Source organism: Asticcacaulis sp. P2_B1 (assembly GCF_056404915.1).
The window spans coordinates 59,561-86,195 of the sequence record NZ_JBFUDD010000006.1 but is presented as its reverse complement, the minus strand read 5'-3'; the positions used below and the strand labels follow the sequence as shown (position 1 = coordinate 86,195).

Genomic DNA, 26,635 nt, shown 5'->3' with positions numbered 1-26,635 from the left:
GATACGATCAAACCGCCGTTTGTCCAAGCGGCACAATGCGGATTTTTATATAAGAGGAAAGCTGGGAGCGGACGGGCTATTTATAAAATAATGATAAGCGTCATATTTCACCCAAGCCGACCCTCCTAGATACTTTCCTTTTCACCCGCCTGGATGTCGCTCAGCAGTTTGGTCAGGAGATCCAGGCTGACCGGTTTGGTGATATGGTGATCGAAGCCGGCTTCGAACGCCCTGGCGCGATCGCTTTCCTGGCCCCAGCCGGTTTGGGCGACGATGACCGTATCCTTCAAAGTATCGTTGCGGCGCAGGGTGCGGCAGACCTCGTAACCGTCCATGCCCGGCATGCCGATATCCAGAAGGATGACGTCCGGATGCGACGTCTCCGCCGTCGCAATGGCTTCGCGTCCCTCGTGGGCGACGGCGGAATGATGGCCGATCAGTTCCAGCATCCACCGCGTCGTTTGGGCGGAATCGATATTATCGTCGACGATCAGCACATCGAGCGGCGTTGTGGTCCGCGTCGCCCCGACATCGTCCGCGGCATCCTTCGGTCCATGCTGGGCCGGCAAGGGCAGGGCTATGGTGAAGGTCGAGCCCTTGTCGGCGCCGGCGCTTTCCGCCCGGCTGGTGCCGCCGTGCATGTCGACAAGCTTGCGCACCAAAGCCAGGCCGATGCCCAGCCCGCCCTGGCTGCGGTCGAGGTGGCAGTCGACCTGAGTGAACAGGTCGAAGACATGCGGCAGCATGTCCTTGCCGATCCCCAATCCGTTGTCGCTGACGGCAATCTCGACCCTGCCGCCCTTGCCAGTCGTGTCGGCCTTTACCGTCACATCGACGCCGATCCGTCCGCCTTCGGGCGTATATTTGGCGGCGTTATTGACCAGGTTGCTGACGACCTGGGCCAGCCGGGTCGCGTCGCCGTCGACCCACAACGGCGCTTCCGGCATGGTCACGGTCAGGGTGTGGCCGTCGGCGTCGATCAGCGGCCGCGCCGATTCGAGCGCCGCATGGACGACGTCCTGGATGGCGATACGTTCGCGGCGCAGCTCGATCTTGCCGCGGCTGACGCGCGATACGTCCAGCAGATCGTCGATCAGCCGCACCATATGGGTCAGCTGCCGATCCATCATGCCGCGAACCTCTTCGGCGCGCTCGCCGTCCGGCGACATGCGCAGGATCTGCAGGCCGTTGCGGATGGGCGCCAGCGGATTGCGCAGTTCGTGGGCCAGGGTGGCGAGGAACTCGTCCTTACGCTGGTCGGCCTCCTTCAACGCCTCGGCCTGGCTGCGGCTCTCCTTGAGCAGGCGGACGTTTTCGTTGGCGATGATCTTGAGATGGTCGCGCTGGGCGGCGATCTGCTGGCGCTGCAGGTACAGCTCGAAAAACACCGACACCTTGCTGCGCAATATATCGGCTTCCAGCGGTTTTTGCAGGAAGTCGACCGCGCCCGCCTCATAGCCGCGGAAGCGCCGCGTCCGGTCCGCCATGCCGGCGGTCAGGAATATGATCGGGACATGCTTGGTGCGTTCGCTGCCGCGCATCAGTTCGGCCAGTTCGAAACCGTCCATTTCGGGCATCTGGACGTCGAGCAGGGCCAGAGCAACATCGTGCTTCAATAGCAGCTCCAGGGCCTGGCGGCCCGTTCGCGCCTTCAGCATGACCAGGTCGTCGCGGCGCAGCAGGGCTTCCAGCGACAACAGGTTTTCTTCCAGGTCGTCGACCAGCAGGATATGAACGGGACTCGTTTTCAACGGAGTCATGGCACCACGGCTTTCTGCAGGTAGTGGGAAATGTCTTCCAGTGTCATCGCCATGGCCTCGGGGACCTGTTCCAGGGCCGCTTCCGGCATGGCGCTGGCGAAGGCGTCTTCGGGTGTTTGCACCAGGGCGACGCCACCGGCGGCCACGATCGCCTTGAGCCCTTGCGCACCGTCCGTATTGGCGCCGGTCAGGACTATGCCGATCAGTCCCGGCCCATAGGCGTCGGCGGCGGTCTCGAACAGGACATCGACGCTGGGGCGGGAGAACAGCACGGGCTCCTCGCTCGACAGGGACAAGGTGCGGTCCAGTTCGACCAGCAGGTGATAGTCCGGCGGCGCGAAATAGACGGTGCCGGGCGCGATGGCGTCCTTGTCCTCCGCCTCGACGACCTTGACGGCGCATTTGTTGTCGAACAGTTCCGCCACCAGGCTCTTGCCCGACGGCGGCAGGTGGATGACGACCAGGACCGGCAGGGGATAGTCGCCGGGCAGGCTCGGCAGGATGGCCGATAGGGCCTTAAGACCGCCGGCCGAAACGCCGATGACCACGGCTTCCGCCGTTGTCGGGCTTACCTTCACGGCCTTCATGACTTGTCCCGTTTCTGGTACAGGCGCTCGTCGCGGGCGAATTCCGTAAAGGCGTCAACCGACGACGAAAAACGCAGGGTCTCCTTTGACCCCAGCCCGAGGAAACCCTTGCGCGACAGCGAGTCGCGGAACAGGCCGATGGCGCGGTCCTGGAGTTCCTTGTTGAAATAGATCAGCACATTGCGGCACGACACCATCTGGGTTTCGGCGAAGACGGCGTCGGTCGCCAGGCTGTGATCGGAAAAGACGACGTTCTTGCGCAGCGACTTGTCGAACGACGCTGCGCCATAGGCCGCATTATAGTAGTCGGACAGCGAGGTGCGGCCTCCCGACAGGCGGTGGTTTTCGCTGAACAGCTTGAGGCGGTCGAGATCGTAGACCCCGGCCTCGGCGCGTTTCAGCGCCTCGTTACTGATATCGGTGGCATAGAACAGGGTGCGGTCGAACAGGCCCTCCTCGCGGAACAGGATGGCGAAGGAATAGAGTTCCTCGCCGGTGCTGCAGCCGGCGATCCACACCTTGAGCGAGGGATAGGTGCGCAGGTGCGGCACCACCTTTTCGCGGATGGTGCGGAAATAGAGCGGGTCGCGGAACAGTTCGCTGACCTGGACGGTAAGATAGGGCAGAAGTTGCCCCAGCATGTCCGGATCATGCAGCACCAGGTCTTGCAGCATCGAAAACGACCGGCACTGGAAATGATCGCGCGCCTGCAGCAAACGCCGCTTGATCGACGCCATAGCATAGCCGCGGAAATCGTAATGGTAGCGCTGGAAGATGGCCTCCAGCAGCAGCCGCATCTCGATATCCTCAATCCTTTCGGGTGTCTTGGCCGAAGTCTTGGCGGATGTCCTGGCGACTGATTTTGGCGGCACTGTCATCTTATCGCGGCATCCAGACCCGCACCAGCGATATGAGCTTTTCGACGTCGAGCGGCTTGGCCATATAGTCGTTGGCGCCGGCTTCGATACAGCGTTCGTGGTCGTCCTTCATCGCCTTGGCGGTCAGCATGATGACGGGCAGCTTCTTCCATTCGCTCTTCTTGCGGATCTCGCGCGTCGCCGTCAGCCCGTCCATCTCCGGCATCATGACGTCCATCAGCACCAGGTCGACGGCCGTTTCCGGATTGCCCTGCGATTTTTCCAGCGTATCCAGCGCTTCCAATCCGTTGCGGGCGATCGAGACGGTGGCGCCCAGCGGCTCGAAAATATTGGTGACGGCATAGACATTGCGGACATCGTCCTCGACGATGAGGATGCGCCGGCCCTCCAGCATGGCGTCACGCGACTTGGCCTTTTTCAGCAGCTTTTGCTGTTCAGGTGACAGTTCCGACACCACCTGGTGCAGGAACAGCGTCACCTCGTCCAGCAGGCGCTCCGGCGACTTGGCGCCCTTGATGATGATCGATTTCGAATAACGCCGCAGCTTCTGTTCGTCGTCATAGCTGAGGTCGTGGCCGGTATAGACGATGACCGGTGGGAAGGAATAGGCGTCCTCGTGGCTGAGCGTCTCTAACAACTGGTAGCCGGTGGCGTCGGGCAGGGACAGGTCCAGCACCATGCAGTCGAAGGTCTGTTCTTTCAGCTTGTCCAGGCATTCCGCCGCCGTCCCGACCGCCGTCGTTTCGACGTCGTGGGCCCTGAGCAGCTTGGCCACGCTTTCGCGCTGGACCTTGTCGTCCTCGACGATCAGCACATGGCGCACGCGCTGGGTCAGCCGGCTTTCCAACTGCTTGAAGGCGTCGACCAGTTCCTCGCGCTTGACCGGCTTCAGCATATAGCCGATGGCCCCCAGCGAGAGGGCCGTGTGGGTATAGTCGCTGCCCGAGACGACGTGGACCGGAATATGGCGGGTGCGGGCATCGCGCTTCAACCGGTCGAGGACCGACAGACCGGAATGGTCGGGCAGGCCGATATCGAGCACGACGGCGCTCGGCATATATTGCTGCACCGTGGCCAGCGCCTCCTCGGCGTTCTGCGCGATCAGGCACAGGAAGTCGAGATCGTGGGCCAGGTCGTAAAGGATACGCGCGAAGGCGTCGTCGTCCTCGATGATCAATATGCTGCGCTGATCGCCGGTTAAGCGGTCGCGGTCGTCCTGGACGCGCGATGGACGCAAGGTGCGCGCCGGCATCTCGGGGGGCGGTGCCTGGACAGCCGGTTCCCGTGGTTGCGGCTGCGCCACCGGCTGGATGACGCGGGCGCTGACCTGGGCCGGGTCGTAGGTGAGGGGAACGCTGACCGTAAAGGTCGAGCCCTGGCCCAGCTTGCTGCTGAGCTGGATGCTGCCGCCCAGAAGTCGCGCCAGCTCGCGCGAAATCGACAGGCCGAGGCCAGTGCCGCCGTATTTGCGGCTGATCGTGCCGTCCGCTTGCCGGAAGGCGTCGAAAATCGCCTGCTGGTGATCGTCGGAAATGCCGATGCCGGTGTCGATGACGGAAAAGGCGATCCGGTCGGCGCCCATCAGCGACAGTTTGAGCTCGACCGAACCCTTTTCGGTGAATTTGAAAGCGTTCGACAACAGGTTTTTCAGCACCTGCTCCAAGCGTAACCGGTCGGCCTCGATGAAGTCGGGCAGGTCGTCGGCCACCGTCGTCTTGAATTTCAGGCCCTTCTGGTTGGCGACCGGATCGAAGGTCCGCGACATGTCGCGCACCATGCGTTCCAGCGATATCGATTCAGGTCGCATTTCCATCTGGCCGGCCTCGATCTTCGACAGGTCGAGTATGTCGTTGATCAGGGTCAGCAGGTCGTTGCCCGACGACTGGATCGTCTTGGCAAAAGTGACCTGTTCCTCGGTCAGGTTGCCGTCCGTATTGTCGGCCAGCAGCTTGGCTAGGATCAGCGACGAATTGAGCGGCGTACGTAGTTCGTGCGACATATTGGCCAGGAAGTCGGATTTGTAGCGGCTGGCCTGCTCCAACTCGTCGGCCTTCAACTGCACGGCCTGCTGGCTGCGCGAAATGTCGTCGCGCTGCTGCTCCAAAATCGAGGCCTGTTCCTCCAACTGGGCATTGGTCTGTTCCAGCTCGGCCTGTTGTTGTTCCAGGCGGAAGTGCGACTCCTTGAGCGCGCGGCCTTGTTCTTCCAGCTCCTCGTTATTGACGCGCAGCTCCTCGCCCTGGCTTTGCAGTTCTTCGGACTGGCGCTGGGTTTCCTCGAGGAAGTTTTGCAAGGTGGCGCGGTAATTGGCCGATCGCACGGCGACACCGATGAATTCCGACACCCGCGCCATCAGCTCGATCGTATCGTCGCCCAGGGGATGGATGAAGCCCAGTTCCACGACAGCGTCGATCACGTCTTCCGATTCGGCGGGCGCGATCACCAGGTGCTTCGGGCGCCATTGGCCGAGCGCCGCACCAACGCTCAAATGACTGTCCGAGACATCGCGCAGGATGATGGTCTTGGCTTCAACGACCGCCTGCCCCAGCAGTCCGTCACCGCGGCCGAAACTGGCCGGCACGTCGCTGCCGGCCGGCACGCCGTGGGTGGCGACACGCTGATAAAGGCCGTCCACCCGGGCAAAGAAGGCGCCGGCATGGGCGTTGCAATATTTGGCCAGGAAGGCCAGGACATGCTCCCCGATTTCACCCACCGTCTGTTCGCCCATCATGGCCGTATTCAGCCCGACCTGACCGGCCTGCAGCCATTCCTCACGCCGGCGCATGGCCGAGGCCCGGCTGATCATCCAGGTGATGCAGATCGACAGGATGACGCCGATTACGGCGGTGACGATCGTGCTCGCCACCGCCGTGGCATAGGCATTGTCCATCTCGGCCAACCGCACCTGACGCAGGTCGGTTTCGGCCTGGTCCATGGTGTCGACTATGGAGCGGATAGCGTCCATGTCCGCCTTGCCGCGATTGGTCAGGACCTCGTCCAATGCCGGTTGAAAACCGGCGGTGCGACGCATCTGGATCGTCAGGCTCAGCTCATTGAGCTTGGCGGCGATATGCGATTTCAACGGTGCGATGCGGCGCATTTGGTCGGGATTGCCGGCGACCTCCTGCTCGACCTTCAGCACCTGTTCTTCGATATTGGTCAGGGCGGCATTATACGGATCGAGATAGCTGGTCTCACCGGTCAGGATATAGCCGCGCTGGCCGGTTTCAGCGTCCTTCATGCTCGACAGGACCTCGCTCAGCCCCAGCAGGACCTCGTGGGTACGAGTAACCGCCGTGGCGTCGCGGCTATAGGTACGAATATTGAGATAGGAGACCGTTCCGCTGATGATAAAGAAGACGGCGATCAGGGCCAGGCTGAGCGAAACCGTCAGATCCATGCGAGTCTGTTTATTAGGCAGCAAAGCGAAATTTTTCGTTGGCATTACGTCATCCCTTGAACCCGTGCGCCAAAAATCCGCGCGCCGAAAAACCGGGCAAGCGCCTCCGTCCGTCGGATGATCGCCGCGACCCTAGGGGCACAATGGTAAGCATCCAATAACGAGCACGCGTACCTGTATAAATTAGCCATAAGCGCGAAGTCCGGACTCTTTGTCAATCTTGACGTTTGCACCATGGGACCGGTCGACTCTTGCTTTTTGCCGCCGGAACGAATATAGAACGCGGTGTATGCCTCGTCCTCAAATCGTTTTGCCGCAATTCTATTATCACGATCATTTTAATGAAATGATCGGCTTCGTCACGTCGATCTATGGCGACATGCTGGGCGACGCGGAACGGGCTTTCATTGCCGATTTCGGTCGCCTGGATCAATGGGCGCAATGCCTCTATATCCGCATGAGCAACCGCAAGAAGGCGGTGTTTTGCGTCGGTGACCTGCACTACGACGAAATCGGCGATATCTGGGGCGGCCTGGACCAACTTCGCGAGCACGGATTTATCCGCCCCGTCGATGCGCGCGACTATCGCGACTGCCTCGACGACCTTGCCAAGCCCGACCTGGTCGACCTCGCCCGCGATCATGGCGTGGCTTTCAAGTCCGGCTGGCCCAAGGCGCGCCTGGTCGATGTCGTCCACGACACCGTGGCCTATGACGCCTTCACCGAAAACAAGAGCAGCGACCGCTTCGTGCCGCGACACCGCGACACTGTCGGCTTCCTGCTGTACCTCTATTTCGGCAAACTCAACAACAACCTGACCTCGTTCGCCCTGCGCGACATGGGCGTGGTGTCGGTGCGCGCCAAAGACAGCTATCAGGCGCGCTTCGAGGATATCGCCGAGGCGCGTTCGGGCTATTTCTATCATTCGACCCTGAAAACCCTGAAGGCCGGCGGTGAAGCCCTCGCGCTTGCCGATAGCGTCGACACCTTTCCGCCGGCCGAGACCGATTTCACCCTGCGTCTGCGCGACAATGTTCTGTTCGCGCTCGGCCAAGCCTTCGAGAAACGCAAGGACACCGCCCGCGCGCTCGATCTCTACGGCCGCTCGACCGCGTTCGACAGCCATGAGCGCACGGTCCGCCTGCTCCACGCCACCGGTCAGATGGAAAGAGTCCAGCTCATGCTCGACAGAATGATGGCCAATCCGGATCACGACGAGGAATATATCTTCGCCAGCGATTTCCATGCCCGCAAGTTCGGCGGCCAGAGGACGGGCGTCTTCACCGACCTCCTGCGCAACTGCGAAATTATCCATGCCGACGAACTCTATCGCGGTCACGCCGAACACGCCGCCATCCGCCATTTCGAAGCCCGGGGCTGGACGGCGCACCATACCGAAAACGGCCTGTGGCCGGCCCTGTTCGGCCTCGTCTTCTGGGGCGAACTGTTCGAAGCGCCGGGCGCCTTGAGCTCAGGTTTCGACTGGATGCCCAAGGCTTTGAAGGACCGCACCTTCCATATCCGCTTCGCCGAAGAAATCGGCGCAAAACTGGCCGCCATTCGCGAAGGTGGTACCCTGTCCCTGATCAAGCAGACTTTCCTGCACCACCAGGGCAAGGAGAACGGCCTGTTCGCCTGGTTCGATGGCCTGCCGCTATTGATGTGGCAATTCCTCGACGCTGCCCCGCCTGCGGCGGTGGCCAGCATTCTGGAAAAGATGACCCAGGATTTCCGCGGCATGCGCGACGGTTTCCCCGACCTCCTGGCCATCAAGGACGACACCGTCCGCTTCATCGAAATCAAGGGCGAGGGCGACCAGATCCGCCGTCACCAATTGGCGCGCCTCAACCTCTTGCGCACGGCCGGTTTCCAGGCGGACATCTGCCGCGTCGCCTATCGCGTCGATCCTGACCAGGTCTATGTCGTGGTCGACGTCGAAACCACCGGCGGGCGGCCGCCTAATGACCGCGTCACCGAGATCGGAGCCGTCAAGATCCAGCACGGCCGGGTCATCGACGAATGGCAGTCCCTGATCAATCCGGAAAGACGCATACCGCAGTTCATCACGCAACTGACCGGCATTACCAATGCCATGGTCGCTGACGCGCCGACCTTCGCCGAGATCGCCGACGACTTCGCCGCCTTCATGGGCAATGCCATCTTTGTGGCGCACAATGTCAATTTCGACCACGGCTTTATCGCCAGCGAATATCGCCGGCTGGAGCAACGCTTCCACTACCCCAAACTCTGCACTGTGGCCTCGATGCGCCGCTACTATCCCGGCCTTGCCGCCTATGGCCTGGCGCCCTTGACGCGTCACTTCGCCATCGACCTGACCGACCATCACCGCGCCTTGGCCGACGCCCGCGCCGCCGCGCAGTTACTTAACCTGGTCAATGAGCGCCGCCTGCCGGCCGTCGACGAGAGTCTGCGCAAGATCGGTTGATCTCGCGTTGGGACCCAGTTTAGTAAGGGTTTTTATCCGCAGATTACGCAGATTGCGCAGATTAAGTGGGCTGCTACCGCAGCCCGCTGCGGTACGACTGGTGCGCTCTTTGACGCGAAGCGTCGACAACGATCTACAGACGCTGCGCGTCAAGTAAAGCCACTGCCGGAGTCGCATCAGGGACGCGGTAGCGTCCCACTTAATCTGCGTAATCTGTGTAATCTGTGGATAAAACCCTTACGATACAAGCCACTACCACAGCCCTATCCATCGCAGCGCAGTTGAAAGCGGAAACACGCCCCACCCAGGGCATCGCGCCTTGGTTCGTGATCCAAAATTAACGCGCTGCCATGGCCTTGGACGATCTGCCGCGCCAAACTCAACCCCACGCCCGTGCCGGTCGCCTTGGTCGTGTAAAACGGCATAAACACCGAATCCGCCTGATCCTCCGGGATGCCCTTGCCGGAATCCTCGAGATGAAACACCACGACATCGCCGTCGCGCTGCAAACTCAGCCGCACACGCGGCGCTTCCTTCTCCAACGCCGCCTGGGCCCCGTTGTTTAACAGGTTCGACACGCACAGCCACATCTGGTCTTCATCCATCATGACGTCGACATCGGCCTCCATGGCCTCATGCTCCAGCACGACTCCGCGCTCACCCCATTGCGCTTCGAAGCTTTCGACCGCCACCTCCAGCCAGTCTTTCAACGACACACTCCGCACCACAGGTGGCGGCAATCGCGTCAGCGCCCGATAGGCGTTCACGAAGGCCGTCAACCCCTCGGTCCGCGCCACCACCCGCTCCAACGCCTTGGCCGCCGTCGCCCGCGATTCCGGCGTATCGTCGGCCAGCAGGTCGAGCGCGCTCTTGCTCATCGATGCCACCGGCGTCAGGGCGTTCATCAGTTCGTGGTTCAACACTTTCAACAGGTCGCGCAGGGCGCTGGCCTCGGCGGCGCGGACATCGGCCGAGATGTCGGTCAGAACGGCCAGGTGCGAGACATGATCTTCCTGCGCCATTTCCGACAGGTGGACGGCGTAGGTCTGGCCCTTCCACTTGATCTGGCCGGGCAGGGCGGACAAGACGCCGGCCTCGCCCAGCAGCACCTTGCGGCTGGCCGCCGGCAAACCGTAGGCAACGTCGAACAAGGTTCGCGCGGCGCGGTTGACGGCGATCAATTGCCCCGTATCCGGCTGCAACAGCAGGGGCGAAGGTGTCTGGTCCAACAACACCTGCAATCGCCGTCGCGACAGTTCGGCGGTGAAGATGGCGCCCGCCTGATGGCGCTTCAACAGGTCGCGGCCCAGCGTAAAGGCGCGTGTATTCAAGGCCATGGCGGCGAGCGTCACCGCACCCAGACCGCACAACAGCGCGCTGGCATAGAGGCCATGGGCGAAGGCCAGCCAGCCCAGTCCGCCCAGGACGAAGACGCCCAGCTGGCCGGCCAGAGGGAGGAGGGTGCGGCTAAAGACCATGTTTTTCCATGCGCCGGTAAAGGGCCGCCCGCGTCAGGCCGAGATCCTTGGCCGCCTGAGAGATGTTAAACTGATGGCGGTTAAGCGCCGCGGTGATCAGTTCGCGCTCCGATCGTTCCAGATTGAGGTCCTGCGGCACGACGGGTTGCGGCACCACCCGCGGCGCCGCCAAAGCCGCCTTGATAGAGGCCAAAAAGCGATCATTGTTCCATGGCTTGACGACGAAATCCTGCGCTCCCATGCGCATGGCCTGGATGGCGATGCTCATGCCGCTGTGCCCAGTGACCACGACCACCGGTAATTGCGGTGTGACGGCCATGCGTTCCTTCAGGAAAGCCAAACCCGCCTCGCCCGATGTATCGCCGCGGCGGAAATTGAGGTCCAGCAGCAGGATATCGGCTGGCTCGGCATCGAGCGCCGCGCGGGCATCGTCCGGCGTCTGGGCCATCCTCAGATCGAAGCCATGCCGCGTCAAAACCAGCCGCGCCGACTCGAGCACATCGGCGTCGTCGTCGAGAAACAGCGCCTTGATGCGGCCGTGAGGGGAATCGCTAGACATGTTCGAAAACGGACACTTTAAGGGTGGTTCAGGCAGTGATTTTGCCGGAAAATGATCTAAAAGTCAAATAAAAAGAGTGGTTTATGCCTATTGCTAAACCTGTGTTAGCTTCTTACCATGCCCGATACACCTCTCAATCCGCCCCCGTCCTTCGCCTCCGCCGGCCGCACCGATCGCGTCCTGGCGCGCAAATGGTGGAAGCGCCGTCCGTTCCAGATCGCCGCCGGCGCCGCGACCTTGGCCGCGCTCGCGGTCCTCATCATGATCGTTGTCCCACCGGCCAATACGGTGACCGTCGACGGCAACAGCATAGACAGCGGCGAGGTCGTCCGCGCCCCCTATCAGGACTATATTGCGCTGCGTAGCGAGGTCATGCCCCTCGACGTCATCTATATCACGGCCCAGACCAACGGCCGCGTCGATACAGTCATCGCCCAGGACGGCCAGCAGGTCACGCCCGGCCAACCGCTCGCCCGCCTCAGCAATCCCGACCTGACGCTCGACGTATCCTCGCGCGAAGCCGACATTTCCGGTCGCCTCAGCGACACCAACAGCCAGCTGATGAACCTGCAGACCCAGCAAAAGGCTAGCGAACAGACCACGGCCGACGTCACCTACGCCCTGCACAAGGCCGAACAGGAACTGGCCAAACGCCAAGCCCTGCGCGCGCAAAACGTCCTGAATGACGCCGCCGTCAAACCCTATCTTGACGAGGTCGAGTACCAGAAGTCCCGCCTCAACGCGTTGCAGCAAAGCCAGGGCTCCGAAGCCGCCTTCTACAAGGACCAACGCCAGCAGATTCTGGCCTCCGCCAACGACCTGCGCCGATCGCTGGGCGAAGTCCGCCAGGGCCTGAGCGCCCTGACCATCTCGGCGCCGACGTCCGGCCGCCTGACCGACTTCGATCTCAAACCCGGCCAGGCCGTCAAACAGGGCGATCCGCTCGGCGAAGTCGATTCCGAAGGCACCTACAAGCTGACCGCCCAGGTCGACGAATTCTATCTGTCGCGCCTGGCGACCGGTCAAAAGGCCCAGGCCAATGTCCACGGCCAAACCGTCGGCGTCCATATCAGCAAGGTCTTCCCCCAGGTCACCAATGCCCGCATCACCGTCGAACTCGAATTTGATGGTCAAATGCCGACCGGTTTGACCCGCGGCGAGGCCGTCGACGTCCGTCTCTCGCTGGGCGATACCCAACAGGCCCTGTTGGCACCGGCCGGCGCCTGGGTCAACGACACCAACGGGACCTCGGTCTTCGTCCTCAACGCTGCCGGCGACAAGGCCGACCGCCGCACCATCACGGTCGGCCGCCGCAATCCCGAATTCGTCGAAATCCTCAGCGGCCTAAAGCCCGGCGAGCGCATCGTTACCGGCGGCACGTCCAACCTCGTCAAAGCCCAACACATCCATCTCACCAAAAGCAAGAACACCGAGTCCTGATCATGACCAACCTCATCGAGCTGCAAAACATCACCCGCCTCTACCGGTCCGACGAGATCGAAACCACGGCCCTGCACAATATCTCGCTCGGCATCGGGCGCGGCGAATTCGTCGCCATCATGGGACCGTCGGGGTGCGGGAAATCGACCCTGCTCAACATCCTCGGCACGATCGACCGCCCGACCGCCGGCGCCTATTTGTTCAGCGGCCAGGACCTGGCCAAGATGAGCGAGGTCAATCTCGCCAAGCACCGCGCCGCCCACCTTGGCTTCATCTTCCAGAGCTTCAACCTGGTCGACGACCTGACCATCTATGAAAACATCGAACTGGGTCTGCTCTACCGCAAGGGCCTGAAAGGCTCGCGCCGCACGGCCATCGAATCCGCTATGGACCGCGTCGGCATCGCTCACCGTGCCCGCCACTTCCCGCATCAGTTGTCGGGCGGCCAGCAGCAGCGCGCCGCCATCGCCCGCGCCATTGTCGGTCAACCCGACCTGATCTTGGCCGACGAACCGACCGGCAATCTCGACACCGAAAATGGCGCCCAGGTCATGGATATCCTGAAAGGCCTCAACAAGGCCGGCGCCACCATCATCATGGTCACCCACTCGCAATCCCACGCCGATCAGGCCTCGCGCCAGGTCGACATTCTCGACGGCCAGCTGGTCGCCTCCGTCCGCCAGGTCCTGTGAGGAAGTCATGTTGAAAAGCACCTTCACCGCCTTTTTCCGTTCCTTTACGCGTCATCCGCTCTATGGCCTGCTGAACCTGCTCGGCCTGTCGCTCGGTATCGCCGTCTTCATCACGCTTTCACTGTTCTACCGCTTCGAGACGACCTACGAGCGCTGGATTCCCAATGCTGACAAGTTATATTTCGTCGAAAACGCCTGGCTGATGTCGGGCGTGCAGGGTGAGCCTCAACCCTACACCTCCGGCGGCATGCTCGATGATATCCAGACCGATTACCCCAACATTGCCGGCACCCGGTTGTGGAGCAACAATGTCACCGTCCATATCGGCGCCCAGAGCACCCAGGAACAGATGATGCTGGTCGACGGCGCCTTCTTCAAGGTCTTCGATGTGCCGTTGGTCGCCGGCGACAAGACGACAGCCCTGGCCTCGCCCAATTCGGTCATGGTGACCCAGGAGATGGCCGACAAGTATTTCGGCGGCAAGGCCATGGGCAAGACCGTGCGCCTGACCGACGAACAAGGCACGTTCAACTACCGCGTCAGCGCCGTCATGAAGACCTTTCCGTCCAACAGCCAGCTCAATTTCGGCTTTGCCCGCGTGCTGACCAGGCCCTACATGAACTCGGTCGGGCGTTGGAACGCCTACGGCTCCCAGCGCATGCAAACCGTCCTGATGCTCAACCAGCCCCAGCAGGCGGCCCAACTCGACAAGGCCTTTCCGAAATTCATTGACCGTCACGCCGCCGGCCAATTCGGCACGGACCAACCCAGCAAGATTCTGACCACGACCCTCTTACCCATGGTCAACGACCATCTCTCCGATCCGAAAACGCGGACCTCGGTCTATGTCCTGGGTATCGTCGGCATCCTGGCCTTCTTCATCGCCGCCATCAATTACATCAATCTGGCAACCGCCCGCGCGGGCATGCGTGCCAAGGAAGTGGCGGTGCGCAAGACCTTGGGCGCGACCCAGGGGGCCTTGCGTTCACAGTTCCTGCTCGAAGCCTTGTTGACGACCCTGATCGCCGGCTTGATTGGGCTTAGCCTGGTCGAGGTCAGCCTCAAGGAGATCAATACCTTCGGCGACCTGCACCTCAAGCTCGACTATGCCGGCGAAGCCGTAGCCCTCGCCATTGCCGGCGCCTTCATTCTGTTCGTAGGCCTTTTGGCCGGGCTTTATCCCGCCTTCGTCCTGGCAGGCTTCAAGCCGGCCCAGGTCCTGGCCTCGTCGCGCAGCCCGGGCGGCGGCCGTCTCGCTATCCGCATCCGCGAAGCCCTGGTCGTTCTGCAATTCACGGTCGTCGTTGCCTTCTTCATCATGGTCGCCGGCTTCCTCAGCCAGATCCAGCACATGAAGACCGCCGATCTCGGCTTCAGCCGCGAAGGCGTCATGGTGACCGATTCGACCACCGATCCTGCGCTGAGCGACAGCCAGCGCGCCGCCATCTGGGCCGCCTTCCGTGCCATTCCGGGCGTCCAGGCGGTCACCGCCGGTACCGGTGCACCCGGCGACAACTCCTTGACCAACAACACCAATATCGTGCCGACCGGCTATACCGGAGCGGATCTGTCGATCACCTTTATCGCCACCGGGCCCGACTTCTTTTCGACCTATCAGGCCCGTCTCCTCCACGGCCGTCTGTTCGATCCGGCGCGCGGTGAAGACCTGTATTACCATACGGCGGCCGACGGCAAGCGCACGGGCCCGCTCGACACGACCTCCGTCAGCAGCGTAGTCATCAATCGCCGCGCGTTGAAACTCCTGCACTACAAATCCCCCGAAGCCGCGGTCGGGCAGATGGTCAAGTTCGACGACCATCCGGCCCGCATTATCGGCGTTATCGACGACATGCGTTTCCGTTCGCCCAAGGACCCGATTCCCGCCACCCTCTATGTCTATGACGACCAGCCTAACGACCACGCGATCACCGGCCTGCGCTATGCCGGGGTCAGCGAACCCGACATGCGCGCCCGTATGCTGACAGCCTGGCGGTCCATCGCACCCGACGTGCCGTTCAAGGCGGTGTCTGCGACGGAAAATGTCGAACAGTTTTACAAACCCGACCGCAACCGCTCCAACCTCTTCAGCGTCGGCGCCGGCGTGGCGGCCCTGATCGGCTGTATCGGCCTCTACGGCATGGCGGCCTTCAATACCTCGCGCCGCGCTCGTGAAATCGGCCTGCGCAAGGTTCTGGGCGCCTCGGGAGGCAAGGTTGTCGGCCTCCTGGTCGGGCAATTCCTGCGCCCGGTCGTGCTCGCCAATTTCCTGGCCTGGCCGCTCGCCTGGTACGGCCTGAAAACCTGGCTGGCGCAGTTCGACGACCCGATCGCCATGAGCCCGCTCTTCTTCATCGCCGCCTCGGGCCTGGCCATCGCCATTGCCCTGGTCACCGTCTCATGGCTCGCCTTCGCCAGTGCCAGCACGGAACCCGGCAAGGCTCTCCGCCACGAATAAGACCAACGGCCAATGGTTTTGACGTTAGCCCCCGGCGTGACTGGCAAGAAACGGAGTAGCCGGGGCCCTTTTCGCGCAAAATCCGCACTCCGAATGCCAGATGGCTGGCTGTGAGCCGTCTCTTACGGCCGTTTAACCGGGCGGCAGGGTACAAACTCTGCCGCCCAATTAAAGGGTATTATAATACTTGAAACAAGGGCGGCTCCCGTCATTCGGAGTGCGGGTTTTGCGCAAATAGGGCCTGAACTACTCCGATTCACGCCTAAAGCCGGCTACAGGAAAAAGTCGGCCGCGCTCAAAGCGACCGCATGGCTAAGCACCAGTTGGAAGTCCAATCCATTGGCCTGGACATGGGTATCCGTGCCGTCGAACCAGAAACGGATCTGCCCCGCGGCGCTGAACGCAGCCTCGCCGATAAAGCTGAACGCATCGTCGCTGCCGCCAGCTATGGCGTCGACGGCGCGCAGGTCGATATTGTCGCCCGGACGGAAATCGTGAACGGTATCGACCGACCCGAAATCCAGCGCCGAAAACACGAAGCTGTCGCGTCCCCAGCCGCCGTAAAGATCATCGCTGCCGCGTCCGCCTTCCAGACGGTCGTCGCCCAGTCCGCCATCCAGCCGGTCCTGGCCGTCATAGCCCTGCAGGCTGTTCGCGCCGCCGTCGCCGCTCAGCCGGTCGTCAAAGGCACTGCCGCCGATATTCTCGAAGCCGGAAATATGGTCACCGCCGGCATCGCCATATTTCGCCGTCCCCAGAGCCAGGTTGATGCTGACACCCGACGACGACCCGGCATAGCTCACCCGGTCCGTCCCGGCGCCGCCGCTCAGGGTGTCGCTGCCGACCCCGCCTTCGATAATGTCATTGCCGTCGCCGCCGTCGACCGTATCATTGCCCGAACCGCCCAGCAGATAGTCGTTGCCGCCCATGCCCGACAGCACATCGGCGCCGCCATTGCCCTGCAGGCTGTTGGCCCCGTCATCGCCGCTGAAGCGGTCGCCGAAACCGCTGCCCAGCACATTTTCGAAACCCGACAGGTGATCGCCCGTGGCGTCCCCGCCCGAAGCCTCGCCCAAGCCGAGGTCGATAACGACCCCAACGAGCGACGCGCCATAGCTGACCCGGTCGACGCCTGCCCCACCGCTCAGGCTATCGGCGCCGATCCCGCCCTGGAGGGTGTCATTGCCGGCCCCGCCGTTCAGGACATCGTCGCCACCACCACCGTTGAGCACGTCATTGCCGCGCATGCCGCTCAGGTGATTGGCGGCGGCATTGCCGGTCAGGCTGTCGCCTGCATCGCCGCCGATGACGTTTTCGATGATCGTGCCCCGGGCGATCGTCAGGTCCTGGCCATTGATCAGACTGGTCTTGCCGTCATGCAGGTCGACGCGCAAGGCCGAGCTCACCATGGCGGCATTGATCGTATCGATGCCTGCCCCGTCACTCAGCGTGTGCGACGCCGTGACGCCGGCCAGCGTGCCGAACTCGTTGTTGTACAGGTAGGTGTTGTCATCGCGTACCGCGTCGCCATAGACCGACAAGGTGGCGGCATTGAGCGAGCCGGGCCGCGCGCTGCCATTATTGGTGATGATCACCTGCCAGGTGCCGGTCGGGTCTTCACCGAGAAAGGCATTGGACGAAAACGTCCACGGTATCCAGGCCGTCGCCGTATAGCCGCTGCGGTGCGAGAACAGCAGGCTCGACGTCCCAGACGGCGCAATCAGGGTAACGGTAAAGCCGCTGATATTGTCCTGGGCGATATCGAGAAAAAGCGTGACGCTGTCGGCGGTCATGCCGCCCGCGATGACGAAATTGATATCCGTCTCGCCATAGACYGGCATGGCCACCGCCTCGGCCAGGTCGGCGGTTCGCGAATCTTCGTTGGCGGAGGTGCGGCTCTCCGTCCAGCTTTCAGCCAGGCGCACGGCCGCCCTGGCGTCGACCAGGCCGAACCCGTAGGTGTTGGAAAAATGCATGCCGGCGCCGTTCAGGTTCGACGACGCGTTCAGCCCCCACGGCACGGCTTCTGACCATGTCGGTTCCGCGCCGATATCCGAGCCGACATGGCGCGCCGACAGGGCCAGGATGTCGCGGACGTCGCGCCAGCCCAGATTGGGATTGGCTTCCAGCATCAGGGCTGCCACCGCGGTGATTTCCGGCGCCGCCGCCGACGTCCCGCCGAAATGGGTGGTGTAATCGATGGTCACCGGGTCATAGACCGGATTGGTACCGTCATTATTGCCCCAGATGCCGGTCAGGTCGGTGGTGGTCACGCCGCGGCTGAGATAACCGCCGCTCGTCAGGCCGCACACCAGATAGCTGGCCCCGCCCGATGAATATTCCGACACATAGCCGGTCGAATCGACAGCGCCGACCGTGATGGTATGGCGCTCATTCTGGAAGCGGCTGCTATTGGCGTCGGGATGGGTGCGGTCCTGACGGTTATTGCCACCGGCAGCCACCAAGATCGTGCCCAGGCCACCGCGCCCTTCATCCGCCGCCGCCTTGTAATCGCCCGCCAGCTGCGTCGCCCAAAGGAAGCGATCGTCTTCATTTTCGAAGATGACACTGCTGCCATAACTCATATTGACGACGTCGAAATCGCGGGCATGCGGCATGGCCAGCATAAGATAACTGGTAACGATATAGCCGGAAAAGCTAACCGGCATTGACGTCACGGTAGCGCCATAGGCGATGCCGGTCATGCCGATGCCATTGTTCGCGACCCCGGCAATGACGCCGGCGCATTCGGTGCCGTGGGCGCTGGCCGTGCCATCGTAATTCAGCCCCTCGATCCTCAGCCAGTCGTTATAATTGGCCGCGATATCCGGATGGGTCATTTCGATCAGGCTGTCGATGACCGCGACATGGACGCCGTGGCCGGTATAGGCCAGGCCGCCGCCGCCGTCCCATACCGGCAGCAGGTCGATATCGAGGGCGACATCGGGCGTGGCCGTGCGGTCGATATACCACTGCAAGGGCAGATACGGATCGTTTGGAACAGTCATGTCCTGACTCCCTGAGGCTGGCTCTTTGTTGAGCTTTTGGGGGCACTGTCTACCGTCTCCGCCGGCTTGTCCAGTCACGTAACCAAGTTATTGTATACAGGCTTCCGTATCGATTCATGACTCCGGGCAGATGTAAAATGCTCCGTATACATTGTGTGTTCAGGAGTTCCTCATGCCGATCAATTCGCCCCACGTGCTGCTCGTCATCGATGTCCAGAAAGGCTTTGTCACCCCCTGTTCGCAACATATTGTCGAGCCCCTGGAGAGCCTGCAATACGATTTCGACCACGTCGTCTTTGCCCGGTTCTATAACCCTGATCGATCGCCGTTTCGCCGGATTCTTAAATATTACAAGCTGGCGCCCCAGAGCGCGGAGGCGCAGCTTGCCCTGGAGCCGCGCCCCGACGCCACCTTTATCGACCGGCCGCTCTATACCTGCGTTACACCGGCCTTGCTGGCTCAACTCAAGGCCTGGGACGCCGACACGGTCCATATCGCCGGCATCGCCACCGAAGCGTGCGTGCTGAAAACCGCGGTCGACCTGTTCGAACACGACATCCGGCCGCTCGTACTCGAAGACATGTGCGCCAGCGACAAGGGCGCGGAATTCCACGACAGCGCGCTGAAGGTCATCGGCAAGCTGATCGATCCCGGCAACATTATCCATAGCGGCCTGCACGACGATGCGGCTGGGCAAGATGTAACCGCTCCTTATCCCAAATTTATGTGACGCCGGTCACCGCCTATATCGAACTTACGACGCTGCGACCAAGGTGGCGCCATGGATAATGTCACTACGGATATTCCGGGCTTCACGCCCGAAACCCTGGCTGTGCGCGATGAATTCCGTCATCGCCGTCGCAGTGTCGCCACTTTCAGGCTGGGCGACCGCACGATCGAGGTCCGTCCCGGCCGCGATACCTTGTGGCTGGTTGTCCGCAGGCGGGGCAAGGGCGCCATCGCTTTGCGCACCATTCCATGGGCCGGACCCTATCGTGTCGGCAAGGGCCGCAAGGTGCGCGGCGCCGTCCATTGGCGCGTCGAGACGGTCACCGGTATATGGACGATCGTGCTGCGTGTGCTCGGTAACGACATGATGCGTCTCACCCTGCGCCTGACGCCATCCGAAGACGTCCTGCTGACCTTCTGGCCGCGCGACCTCTATCCGCTCGACAATGACGACGACCCGACCGGCGCCATCGGCCGGGTCGAAGCCGGACAGCGCGGCTTTAACGGCGGCCTGTGCTACTTCACGCTCGACCAGCCGGCCTTCGGCAGCGTCCTCTATATGCAGAACCTGACGGCGCTGAACCCCTATTTCAAAGCCACCCATACCAAGCCCGACGGTGTGGTCGGGGGCGAGTGGCCGGAACTGGGTTATCAGCCACCGACGGCGCCCATGGGTAATTCGCCGCCGGTCAATCCGCTGCCGGCCGGTGAAACCTGCGTCATTTCGGACGCCCTGGTCGCCTTCGGCCACGCTACCGAAGTCAGCGAAACCGATAGCGCCAAACAGTTCATATCGCTCCTCGCCGCTGTCTATCCTTATCTCGATAAGCCGGAGCCCGCCTTCCACGACTGGCTGGACCGCGCCGATCGCACGGTCCACGATCTCAACCATGCCGCCGCCGCGCGCGAAGAGCACTACGGCCACCTCTACCTGCGCCCCTATGTCGGCGCCGAAGTGCCCGACAGCATGGTGCAGATGACCGTCCTGGCGTCCTTGCACGCCTACGAGCAGGCTTTTGGCCATTCGAGTGTCCTGGCCGAACGCCTGGCCGAAGGTATCGGCCGTTTCTACGACAAGGATCTCGGCACCATCCGCCGCTATCTTCCCGATATCGGTCCCGATAAGGACGCCGCGGCCGTCGATTCCTGGTATCTCTACCATCCGCTGATGAACCTGGCGCGCCTCGCCAAGGCCGGCGACAAGACGGCCGAACGCATATTTCGCGACTCGCTGGGCTTTGCCGTCAAGGCCGCCCATCATTTCAAATATGTCTGGCCCATCCAGTTCAAGGTCACCGACTTTTCCGTCATCACCAAGGCGCGCAGTCCCCAGGGCCGGGGTCAGACCGATGTCGGCGGCCTCTACGCCTATGTCATGCTCCAGGCTTGGGACCTGACCGGCGACGACACCTATCGCGCCGAAGCCAAGGCCGCGCTGAAAGCCCTCGAAGGCGTACGCTTCAACCTGGCTTACCAGACCAATCTGACGGCGTGGGGCGCCGTCGCCTGTCTCAAGCTGTGGCTGACCGAGGGCGATGACGCCTGGTTCGATCAGAGCTGCGTCTTCATCGCCAATTGCCTGCACAATTGCGAACTGTGGGATTCGCAGATCGACCATGCGAAGTCCTATGTCAATTTCTTCGGCCTGACCTGTCTGCACGACGCGCCTTACATGGCGGCCTATGAAAGCTTCGAGGCCTTTTCGGCCTTCGATGAATACCTCCGCGCCGGCGGCGAGCGCCTGCCGTCCGATGTTCGCAAACTGCTGTGCGAATACCGCCGCTATGCCCTCGATGTCGCCTGGTATTTCTACCCCGACGCCTTGCCGGAGGAGGTCGTCGCCAAGGACAATATTCGCAACGGCCATATCGATCGCAGCCTGTCGTTTCCGCTGGAAGACGTCTATGGCGACGGCCAGCCCGCCGGTCAGGTGGGCCAGGAGGTCTATGGCTGCGGCGGCGCTTTCATCTTCGCGGCGCGCGCCTTCTTCGATTGCGGCAAGGCGCCGTTTCGCTTGTTTTGCGACTACCCGGCGACCGTCACGGAGCGCGACGGCGCGGTTTTCATCAAGGTCGACGGCCCGAAGGGCGGCACGGCCACCGTCCGCATCCTGCGCAAAAGCCGCAAACACATGCCGGGCCTGTCCCTGCGCCTGAACGACCAGGCCGTTCGCTTGCACCGTCGCGGCAAGGATTTCCGCGAATATGCCATACCCGCCGACTCCGCCCTGGTCCTGACCTGGACCAAGGCGTGACGTGAGGCGGTTTTAAGCCGCCACGACAGGTCTGCGCGGACGCAGCAGGAAAACGGCGCCGATAGCCGCAGCCAGCACGCCGGCACCGGCCATACCGGCCAGCAGCATTTGCGCTTTCGGGATATTGCGCGCCACGGCATCCATGCGCTGGGCACGGCCGATTTCGGTGCTGGGGCCGGGTTCGCTGTAATCGCGCACCCTGTAATCGAGGTGCGGAATGCCGGGTTCGCGCGCCGGCGCATCTTCCGGGGCCAAGGCGTGCGGCAGGGGCGGTTCGATGTCGTGGGCGACGGTGTAATTGTCCATGGCGGACTCTCCATTTTTGAGCTCAGGCGCCGGACTGGGCGCCCCCCATGACTCCTCGCAAAAGCTCGGGCGGCCACTTGGCCTTGCCAGATTGCATGACGCTTAGCTTATGCAACCTGGAATGCGGAGCCTTCACCCTAGGCATTCATCCATAAAATTGCCGCACCACATGAAGCTGTGCTTGTCAAAAGGCGGTAAGCCTGGCGATCTCTTCGGCTGCGGCTTGACCCGATCGAAAGGCGCCGGCCAACGATGCCGGAAAGCGCGGATCGAACGTATCGCCGCAAAAGCCGACACGGCCTTCGAAGCGCGGTCCTGTCCGTTTGCCCCCCGGCAGGCAGGCGCTGTAGGCGCCACGGGTGAAGGGGTTGCCGACCCAGCCGGAACGGGTAGGCGCGCCGACCATATGTTTTTCGAAATCTGTCAGTTGCTCAACCGGCGCCAGGACGCGAATCAGGTAGGCCAAGGCCGCGGCATCGTCCATGGCTTCGACTTCGGCCGCATGCTTACCGCAGACGAACAGGGTGATAACCGGCTGGCCGGCGCTATGGAGATGGCAAAAATGGGGTGGGTCGCCGTCCAGTAGTTCCAGCGCGAAGTCGACGGGTATGTTCCGCGCATGGAAAAAGGCCGGATCGACCTCGGCTATGATCTTGTTCATCGTGCCCATGGTGATGCCGCCGAGATAATCGGTCATGGCGGAACCGAGCGGTGGACTGAAAGCGATCGCCTCCGACTTCAGCACGCCCAGGGACACGGTCACCAGCACATAGTCCGCATGCCAGGTCTCTGCAGTGCTATGTACGACGATGCCGTCGGCATCGGCGCTGACACCGGTCACAACCGTATCGTAGCGAATATCGCCCGCGTCCTCGGCCATCGACGCGATCACCGCGCCCACACCGCCGTCGGGTTGCAGGCCGCCCGGCGTGTTCTCGTCGGTGAGGAATTCCATTGCCGACGGCTCCAGCGGCGGCTCGACGCCGTTCCATAACTGGCCGAACACGGTCAGCATCCTGCGCGCCCTGGCATCCTTGCCGAGATCGGGCAGGGGACAATCGGGCAGAGTGCCGGCCCTGATGCCGTCTGCCTTACCTTGGTCCACGACGCTGTCGAGCCAATCCTCGCTGTCGGCGTGGCGCGTCGTGCCGTTCTCGCAGATCAACATGCCGCTCTCTTCGTCGGCGCGGTAACCGATACCGTAGCTGTCGAGAAGGGGCTTCAAAGGCGTATCTTCGCCGTGCAGCCAATGGGCGCCGAGATCGACCGGCGTACCCGTGGCGGTCGTCACCGTCACGGCGCGGCCACCGGGATGGCCAGCCGCTTCCAGGATGACATAGCTGATGCCGCGCGCCTTCAATGCGAGCGCTGCCGCCAACCCCGCCATACCCGCGCCGATAATGATCACCTTGGTCATACCCGCACCTTCCGGAACCCCGCCATAAAAAGGCAATGCGATTGCCCGGCAGGCAAGTCAAGTCCGGGTGGCTTGCCAATCCCGGCGATGCGGCCCAAGCTCATCGGTTCGCGCGAAAGAGCTTTCATGTCCGCCACCACGCTCAAATCCGAAGAGACCCCGCTGGCCGGCCTGCAACGCCTGACGCTTGAGCAGATGGCCGAGATCCTCGACGCCGCGGCGACCACAGCCGATGACCGCGCCCACCGCATCCATCTCGGCTGCAAACGCATCCGCAGCTATCTGCGCCTGATGCGTCAGCCGCTCGGCGAGGAACGCTACGGCTACGAAAACGTCTATTTCCGTAATCTGGCGCGGCCATTCGGTCAATTGCGCGATATCGAGGTGGCGCAACAGACTGTCGACGCCCTGATCGCCGCCGAACCCGATGCCCTGTCGCCGGCCGAAATCGACACCCTGCGTGCCGTGGCGAAACGCCTGCCCGTGCCCGACAGCGAGGACATGTCGAAGACCCGCATCGCCGCCGCCATCACCGCCGCCCAGGCGCGCTTTGCCACGCCGGTCGATGGCCAACTCGACCTGAAGCGTGCCGTCAAGCACCTCTATCGCCGCCACCGCCGCAGTTTTGCCAAGGCGAACAAACGCCGCTCGACCGTCTGCCTGCACGAATGGCGCAAACAGGCGAAATATCTGCGCTACGCCCTGGCGGCCTGCATCGAGCTGTGGCCCGCCGCCGCGCCCTGGCGCAAGCGCCTGAAAAAACTCGGCGATCTGTTGGGCGTCGACCACGACCTGGCCAGCCTGCACGACGGCTTAAGTACGACGGCCGCGGCTTCCAAGCCCGACGCCGTCATTGCTCGCCGTCGCGCCGTCGTCCAGGCCAGGGCGCTCAAGCGCGGCGACCGGCTGTGCGAAGCCAAGGCGGGCGCCTTCTTCCGTCGTATCAGCGACAATCAGCCCGCCTGAGGCCTTTTCCTGAGCAAGGGATACAGTTCGACAGCCAGGATGGCGGTGAAGATCAGCCCGCAGCCGATCCAGCTGATCAGACCCAGGCGTTCACGCAGCAAAACGGCGCCGCCCAACGCAGCGAATAGGGCTTCGGCCGACATGATGATGGCGGCGTCGGCCGAAGGCGTATGCTGCTGCGAAAAAGCCTGGAGCGTAAAGCCGATACCGCCGGAGACCACGCCGGCATAGAGCAGGGGCATCAGGTTGGCGGTAAAGCCGGTCCAGGAAACGCCCTCGGTCACGCCGCCGAGCCCCACTCCCATAACGGCGCAAAATACGCTTTGCATCAAACAGATGGTCACCGGCCGCTGGATACGCCGCATCAGCATACCCATCAGATTGATCTGCACGCCGAAAAACACGGCGCACAACATGATCAGCCAATCGCCTGGCGCGAAACGTGACAAGGACGCGCCATTGAGCAGATAGACGCCGGCCATGGCCAACAGACAGGCCGGCCAGACTATGACCGATTGACGGTGACGAAACAGCAGCAGACCGATCACCGGCGTGCACACGACATAGAGCGCGGTCAAAAAGCCCGCATTGGTGACGCTGGCGCTGACCATGCCGGCCTGCTGGCACCATACGCCGCCGAAAAAAGCCAGGGCCGTACCGCACATCAACAGCCAGTCCATCCGCGACATGTGGGGTTTGTCGGCCTCGGCGCGGCGCTCCATGACGAATAACGGCAGGACCATCAGGGCGGAAAAAGCCGAACGGATGCCGATAAAGCCGAGCGGCCCCAATCCCACCATACCGCTTTTCTGCGCTACGAAGGCCAGTCCCCAGATGGCGGCGGTCAGGAGCAGCAGGCCGTCGGCCTGGAGGCTGGTCATCTTGGCGAACATGGCGTGTCCTTAACGGGATCGTCGTACCAGTTCAAGCGGCTACCGCTTCAGAAGGAGCCCATCTCCTTGAGGGCCGTCTCGGCATAGGGCAACAAGTCGGGCAGGGCGTAGAAATAATGGATCATGCCGTCGTGACGCGTCAATCGCACCGGCACACCGGCCTCATCAAGCCGTTTGGCGAAGGCCTCGCCTTCATCGCGGAAAGGGTCGAATTCCGCCGTATGGATATTGACTGGTGGCAAACCGCCGAGCGATTTGGCCCGCAGCGGCGAGACTGCCTCATTTTGACGCAGCGCAATATCGGGACACCAGGCGGCGACATCGGCTTCGAAGGCGGCGCGTTCGATAAAATAGCCCGTGGCGAACGCGGTCCGCGACTCGGTTTCGCCGGCCAGGTCCAGAATGGGACAGATCAACAGCAGGCGATCGATCACCGGCCCGCCCGCGTCGCGCCCTTTCAGGCACAAGGCCGCGGCGATGGCGCCGCCGGCAGAATCGCCCGCCACAGCAACCGGTCCCTCCGTGGCCAATAGGTTCAATGCCGCCCAGGCATCGTCGAGTGCGGCCGGGAAAGGGTGTTCCGGCGCGCGACGATAATCGAGTGCGACCACCTTGCGTTTGGAGGATAATGCCAGCCGGCGGCAGACGCCGTCATGGGTATCGAGACTGCCCGCCACCCAGCCTCCGCCATGAAGATAAAGCATGACACCTTGGGCGCCGTCCGGCGTATAGACGCGCATGCCGACGTCGTCGTTCAGCCGGCGATCTTCGACATTGGCCACGACACAACTCGATCCGCCGGCCATTTTTGCTAGGGTTTCCAAGCCGTTACGCCGCCCGGCGACGTCTCCGGCACCGCTATCGCGGCCGGCCGACAGCATGCGCAACAGGCGTTGCACGGAAGGGTGAAGCTCGGCCATATCAGTAAAAATCCGGATTCCAACGGCGCGGCGTAAGCACGGCCGTTGGCAAGGGCAAGCGCCCGCCCGAGCTTATGCGAGGAGCCCGGCGGCGCTTGAGCCAAATCAAGCGGCGATGGCCATGTTCGAAATCATCGCCGTGATGGCGTTCACCGATCGGAAGTTCTGCGGCACCATATCGGCCTGCGGGATAAAGATGTCGAACTCGGATTCGATGGCGAGCATCAGGTTGACGGTCGCCAGGGAGTCCAGCCCCAGTTCGCGCAATTCCCGTTCCGGCGTGACGTCGTTGGCAGCCAGGGTCTTGCCCGGATGGCGGCGCGCCAAAACGCTGACGACCTGGGTGATAATGCGTTCATTGAGGGTAACGGGCTGAGCCGACATGGGATTCTCCAGATGGGCGATGTCTGATTGCAGGACACATGTCCCACTCGAAAAAACTGGAAT

Annotated in this window: 19 protein-coding genes; 7 read left to right on the top strand and 12 right to left on the bottom strand. The window is 62.4% G+C overall.

What is annotated here, in order from left to right; translation table 11 throughout:
- Window positions 1–125: 125 nt before the first annotated feature.
- From AC1DX3_RS14820 to AC1DX3_RS14805, 4 genes are all read right to left on the bottom strand, one after another.
- Window positions 126–1,760 carry a response regulator gene (locus tag AC1DX3_RS14820; protein ID WP_476990088.1) on the bottom strand — a complete coding sequence of 545 codons (1,635 nt, stop codon included), beginning with the start codon at window positions 1,758–1,760 and terminating at the stop codon, window positions 126–128.
- Window positions 1,757–2,347 carry a chemotaxis protein CheB gene (locus AC1DX3_RS14815; RefSeq protein ID WP_476990087.1) on the bottom strand — a complete coding sequence of 197 codons (591 nt, stop codon included), beginning with the start codon at window positions 2,345–2,347 and terminating at the stop codon, window positions 1,757–1,759. The genes AC1DX3_RS14820 and AC1DX3_RS14815 overlap by 4 nt, the downstream gene beginning before the upstream one ends.
- Window positions 2,344–3,144 (bottom strand): CheR family methyltransferase, encoded by an 801-nt coding sequence (locus tag AC1DX3_RS14810; RefSeq protein ID WP_476990227.1) that lies wholly within the window; start codon window positions 3,142–3,144, stop codon window positions 2,344–2,346. The genes AC1DX3_RS14815 and AC1DX3_RS14810 overlap by 4 nt, the downstream gene beginning before the upstream one ends.
- A gap of 82 nt (window positions 3,145–3,226) precedes the next feature.
- Complete coding sequence (locus AC1DX3_RS14805) at window positions 3,227–6,625, bottom strand: response regulator (protein WP_476990086.1); 3,399 nt, start codon at window positions 6,623–6,625, stop codon at window positions 3,227–3,229.
- A 289-nt stretch (window positions 6,626–6,914) separates the two neighbouring features.
- Between AC1DX3_RS14805 and AC1DX3_RS14800 the strand changes: the two genes are divergently transcribed.
- On the top strand, window positions 6,915–9,071 hold the full coding sequence (locus AC1DX3_RS14800; protein ID WP_476990085.1) for an exonuclease domain-containing protein: 2,157 nt from the start codon (window positions 6,915–6,917) through the stop codon (window positions 9,069–9,071).
- Between the two features lie 263 nt (window positions 9,072–9,334).
- On the opposite strand, the gene AC1DX3_RS14795 is transcribed toward AC1DX3_RS14800, so the two are convergent.
- Together AC1DX3_RS14795 and AC1DX3_RS14790 are read right to left on the bottom strand one after the other, a co-directional pair.
- Window positions 9,335–10,549 (bottom strand): sensor histidine kinase, encoded by a 1,215-nt coding sequence (locus AC1DX3_RS14795; RefSeq protein ID WP_476990084.1) that lies wholly within the window; start codon window positions 10,547–10,549, stop codon window positions 9,335–9,337.
- The gene (locus AC1DX3_RS14790; protein WP_476990083.1) at window positions 10,539–11,108 is read right to left on the bottom strand and encodes a response regulator transcription factor; all 570 of its coding nucleotides are present in this window, start codon (window positions 11,106–11,108) and stop codon (window positions 10,539–10,541) included. Before AC1DX3_RS14790 ends, AC1DX3_RS14795 begins: the two co-directional genes overlap by 11 nt.
- Window positions 11,109–11,225: 117 nt before the next feature.
- Between AC1DX3_RS14790 and AC1DX3_RS14785 the strand changes: the two genes are divergently transcribed.
- From AC1DX3_RS14785 to AC1DX3_RS14775, 3 genes are read left to right on the top strand one after another with little or no spacing between them, the layout of a single operon-like run.
- Window positions 11,226–12,548 (top strand): efflux RND transporter periplasmic adaptor subunit, encoded by a 1,323-nt coding sequence (locus tag AC1DX3_RS14785; RefSeq protein ID WP_476990082.1) that lies wholly within the window; start codon window positions 11,226–11,228, stop codon window positions 12,546–12,548.
- A gap of 2 nt (window positions 12,549–12,550) precedes the next feature.
- A complete protein-coding gene (locus tag AC1DX3_RS14780) occupies window positions 12,551–13,240 on the top strand; it encodes an ABC transporter ATP-binding protein (RefSeq protein WP_476990081.1) in 690 nt (229 codons plus the stop codon).
- A 7-nt stretch (window positions 13,241–13,247) separates the two neighbouring features.
- Complete coding sequence (locus AC1DX3_RS14775; protein ID WP_476990080.1) at window positions 13,248–15,695, top strand: ABC transporter permease; 2,448 nt, start codon at window positions 13,248–13,250, stop codon at window positions 15,693–15,695.
- Between the two features lie 272 nt (window positions 15,696–15,967).
- Here the strand turns inward: AC1DX3_RS14775 and AC1DX3_RS14770 are convergent, their stop codons facing one another.
- Window positions 15,968–18,703, bottom strand: a complete 2,736-nt coding sequence (locus tag AC1DX3_RS14770; protein ID WP_476990079.1) for a S8 family serine peptidase — start codon at window positions 18,701–18,703, stop codon at window positions 15,968–15,970.
- A gap of 172 nt (window positions 18,704–18,875) precedes the next feature.
- Here AC1DX3_RS14770 and AC1DX3_RS14765 point away from each other — a divergent pair, with 172 nt between their 5' ends.
- Window positions 18,876–19,433 carry a cysteine hydrolase family protein gene (locus tag AC1DX3_RS14765; protein ID WP_476990078.1) on the top strand — a complete coding sequence of 186 codons (558 nt, stop codon included), beginning with the start codon at window positions 18,876–18,878 and terminating at the stop codon, window positions 19,431–19,433.
- A gap of 51 nt (window positions 19,434–19,484) precedes the next feature.
- Window positions 19,485–21,686 (top strand): hypothetical protein, encoded by a 2,202-nt coding sequence (locus AC1DX3_RS14760; RefSeq protein ID WP_476990077.1) that lies wholly within the window; start codon window positions 19,485–19,487, stop codon window positions 21,684–21,686.
- Between the two features lie 12 nt (window positions 21,687–21,698).
- On the opposite strand, the gene AC1DX3_RS14755 is transcribed toward AC1DX3_RS14760, so the two are convergent.
- Both AC1DX3_RS14755 and AC1DX3_RS14750 read right to left on the bottom strand, forming a co-directional pair.
- Complete coding sequence (locus AC1DX3_RS14755) at window positions 21,699–21,992, bottom strand: hypothetical protein (RefSeq protein WP_476990076.1); 294 nt, start codon at window positions 21,990–21,992, stop codon at window positions 21,699–21,701.
- A gap of 184 nt (window positions 21,993–22,176) precedes the next feature.
- Complete coding sequence (locus AC1DX3_RS14750; protein WP_476990075.1) at window positions 22,177–23,409, bottom strand: flavin monoamine oxidase family protein; 1,233 nt, start codon at window positions 23,407–23,409, stop codon at window positions 22,177–22,179.
- Between the two features lie 126 nt (window positions 23,410–23,535).
- On the opposite strand from AC1DX3_RS14750, the gene AC1DX3_RS14745 reads away from it, so the two are divergent.
- Complete coding sequence (locus AC1DX3_RS14745; RefSeq protein WP_476990074.1) at window positions 23,536–24,375, top strand: CHAD domain-containing protein; 840 nt, start codon at window positions 23,536–23,538, stop codon at window positions 24,373–24,375.
- Here the strand turns inward: AC1DX3_RS14745 and AC1DX3_RS14740 are convergent.
- From AC1DX3_RS14740 to AC1DX3_RS14730, 3 genes are all read right to left on the bottom strand, one after another.
- The gene (locus tag AC1DX3_RS14740) at window positions 24,363–25,268 is read right to left on the bottom strand and encodes a DMT family transporter (RefSeq protein WP_476990073.1); all 906 of its coding nucleotides are present in this window, start codon (window positions 25,266–25,268) and stop codon (window positions 24,363–24,365) included. The two genes, AC1DX3_RS14745 and AC1DX3_RS14740, sit on opposite strands and share 13 nt — an antisense overlap.
- 47 nt (window positions 25,269–25,315) lie before the next feature.
- Window positions 25,316–26,188, bottom strand: coding sequence for an alpha/beta hydrolase (locus AC1DX3_RS14735; protein ID WP_476990072.1), 873 nt, complete (start codon window positions 26,186–26,188; stop codon window positions 25,316–25,318).
- A 105-nt stretch (window positions 26,189–26,293) separates the two neighbouring features.
- Complete coding sequence (locus AC1DX3_RS14730) at window positions 26,294–26,572, bottom strand: phosphopantetheine-binding protein (RefSeq protein ID WP_476990071.1); 279 nt, start codon at window positions 26,570–26,572, stop codon at window positions 26,294–26,296.
- Window positions 26,573–26,635: the final 63 nt, after the last annotated feature.

Excerpts from the sequence above, each read along its gene's own strand:
- AC1DX3_RS14760 (WP_476990077.1), top strand. The coding sequence starts at position 19,485 with ATGGATAATGTCACTACGGATATTCCGGGCTTCACGCCCGAAACCCTG.
- AC1DX3_RS14775 (WP_476990080.1), top strand. The coding sequence starts at position 13,248 with ATGTTGAAAAGCACCTTCACCGCCTTTTTCCGTTCCTTTACGCGTCAT.
- AC1DX3_RS14735 (WP_476990072.1), bottom strand. The coding sequence starts at position 26,188 with ATGGCCGAGCTTCACCCTTCCGTGCAACGCCTGTTGCGCATGCTGTCG.
- AC1DX3_RS14765 (WP_476990078.1), top strand. The coding sequence starts at position 18,876 with ATGCCGATCAATTCGCCCCACGTGCTGCTCGTCATCGATGTCCAGAAA.
- AC1DX3_RS14785 (WP_476990082.1), top strand. The coding sequence starts at position 11,226 with ATGCCCGATACACCTCTCAATCCGCCCCCGTCCTTCGCCTCCGCCGGC.
- AC1DX3_RS14810 (WP_476990227.1), bottom strand. The coding sequence starts at position 3,144 with ATGCGGCTGCTGCTGGAGGCCATCTTCCAGCGCTACCATTACGATTTC.
- AC1DX3_RS14740 (WP_476990073.1), bottom strand. The coding sequence starts at position 25,268 with ATGTTCGCCAAGATGACCAGCCTCCAGGCCGACGGCCTGCTGCTCCTG.
- AC1DX3_RS14730 (WP_476990071.1), bottom strand. The coding sequence starts at position 26,572 with ATGTCGGCTCAGCCCGTTACCCTCAATGAACGCATTATCACCCAGGTC.
- AC1DX3_RS14755 (WP_476990076.1), bottom strand. The coding sequence starts at position 21,992 with ATGGACAATTACACCGTCGCCCACGACATCGAACCGCCCCTGCCGCAC.
- AC1DX3_RS14795 (WP_476990084.1), bottom strand. The coding sequence starts at position 10,549 with ATGGTCTTTAGCCGCACCCTCCTCCCTCTGGCCGGCCAGCTGGGCGTC.
- AC1DX3_RS14790 (WP_476990083.1), bottom strand. The coding sequence starts at position 11,108 with ATGTCTAGCGATTCCCCTCACGGCCGCATCAAGGCGCTGTTTCTCGAC.
- AC1DX3_RS14745 (WP_476990074.1), top strand. The coding sequence starts at position 23,536 with ATGTCCGCCACCACGCTCAAATCCGAAGAGACCCCGCTGGCCGGCCTG.
- AC1DX3_RS14815 (WP_476990087.1), bottom strand. The coding sequence starts at position 2,347 with ATGAAGGCCGTGAAGGTAAGCCCGACAACGGCGGAAGCCGTGGTCATC.
- AC1DX3_RS14800 (WP_476990085.1), top strand. The coding sequence starts at position 6,915 with ATGCCTCGTCCTCAAATCGTTTTGCCGCAATTCTATTATCACGATCAT.
- AC1DX3_RS14805 (WP_476990086.1), bottom strand. The coding sequence starts at position 6,625 with ATGGATCTGACGGTTTCGCTCAGCCTGGCCCTGATCGCCGTCTTCTTT.
- AC1DX3_RS14750 (WP_476990075.1), bottom strand. The coding sequence starts at position 23,409 with ATGACCAAGGTGATCATTATCGGCGCGGGTATGGCGGGGTTGGCGGCA.
- AC1DX3_RS14820 (WP_476990088.1), bottom strand. The coding sequence starts at position 1,760 with ATGACTCCGTTGAAAACGAGTCCCGTTCATATCCTGCTGGTCGACGAC.
- AC1DX3_RS14780 (WP_476990081.1), top strand. The coding sequence starts at position 12,551 with ATGACCAACCTCATCGAGCTGCAAAACATCACCCGCCTCTACCGGTCC.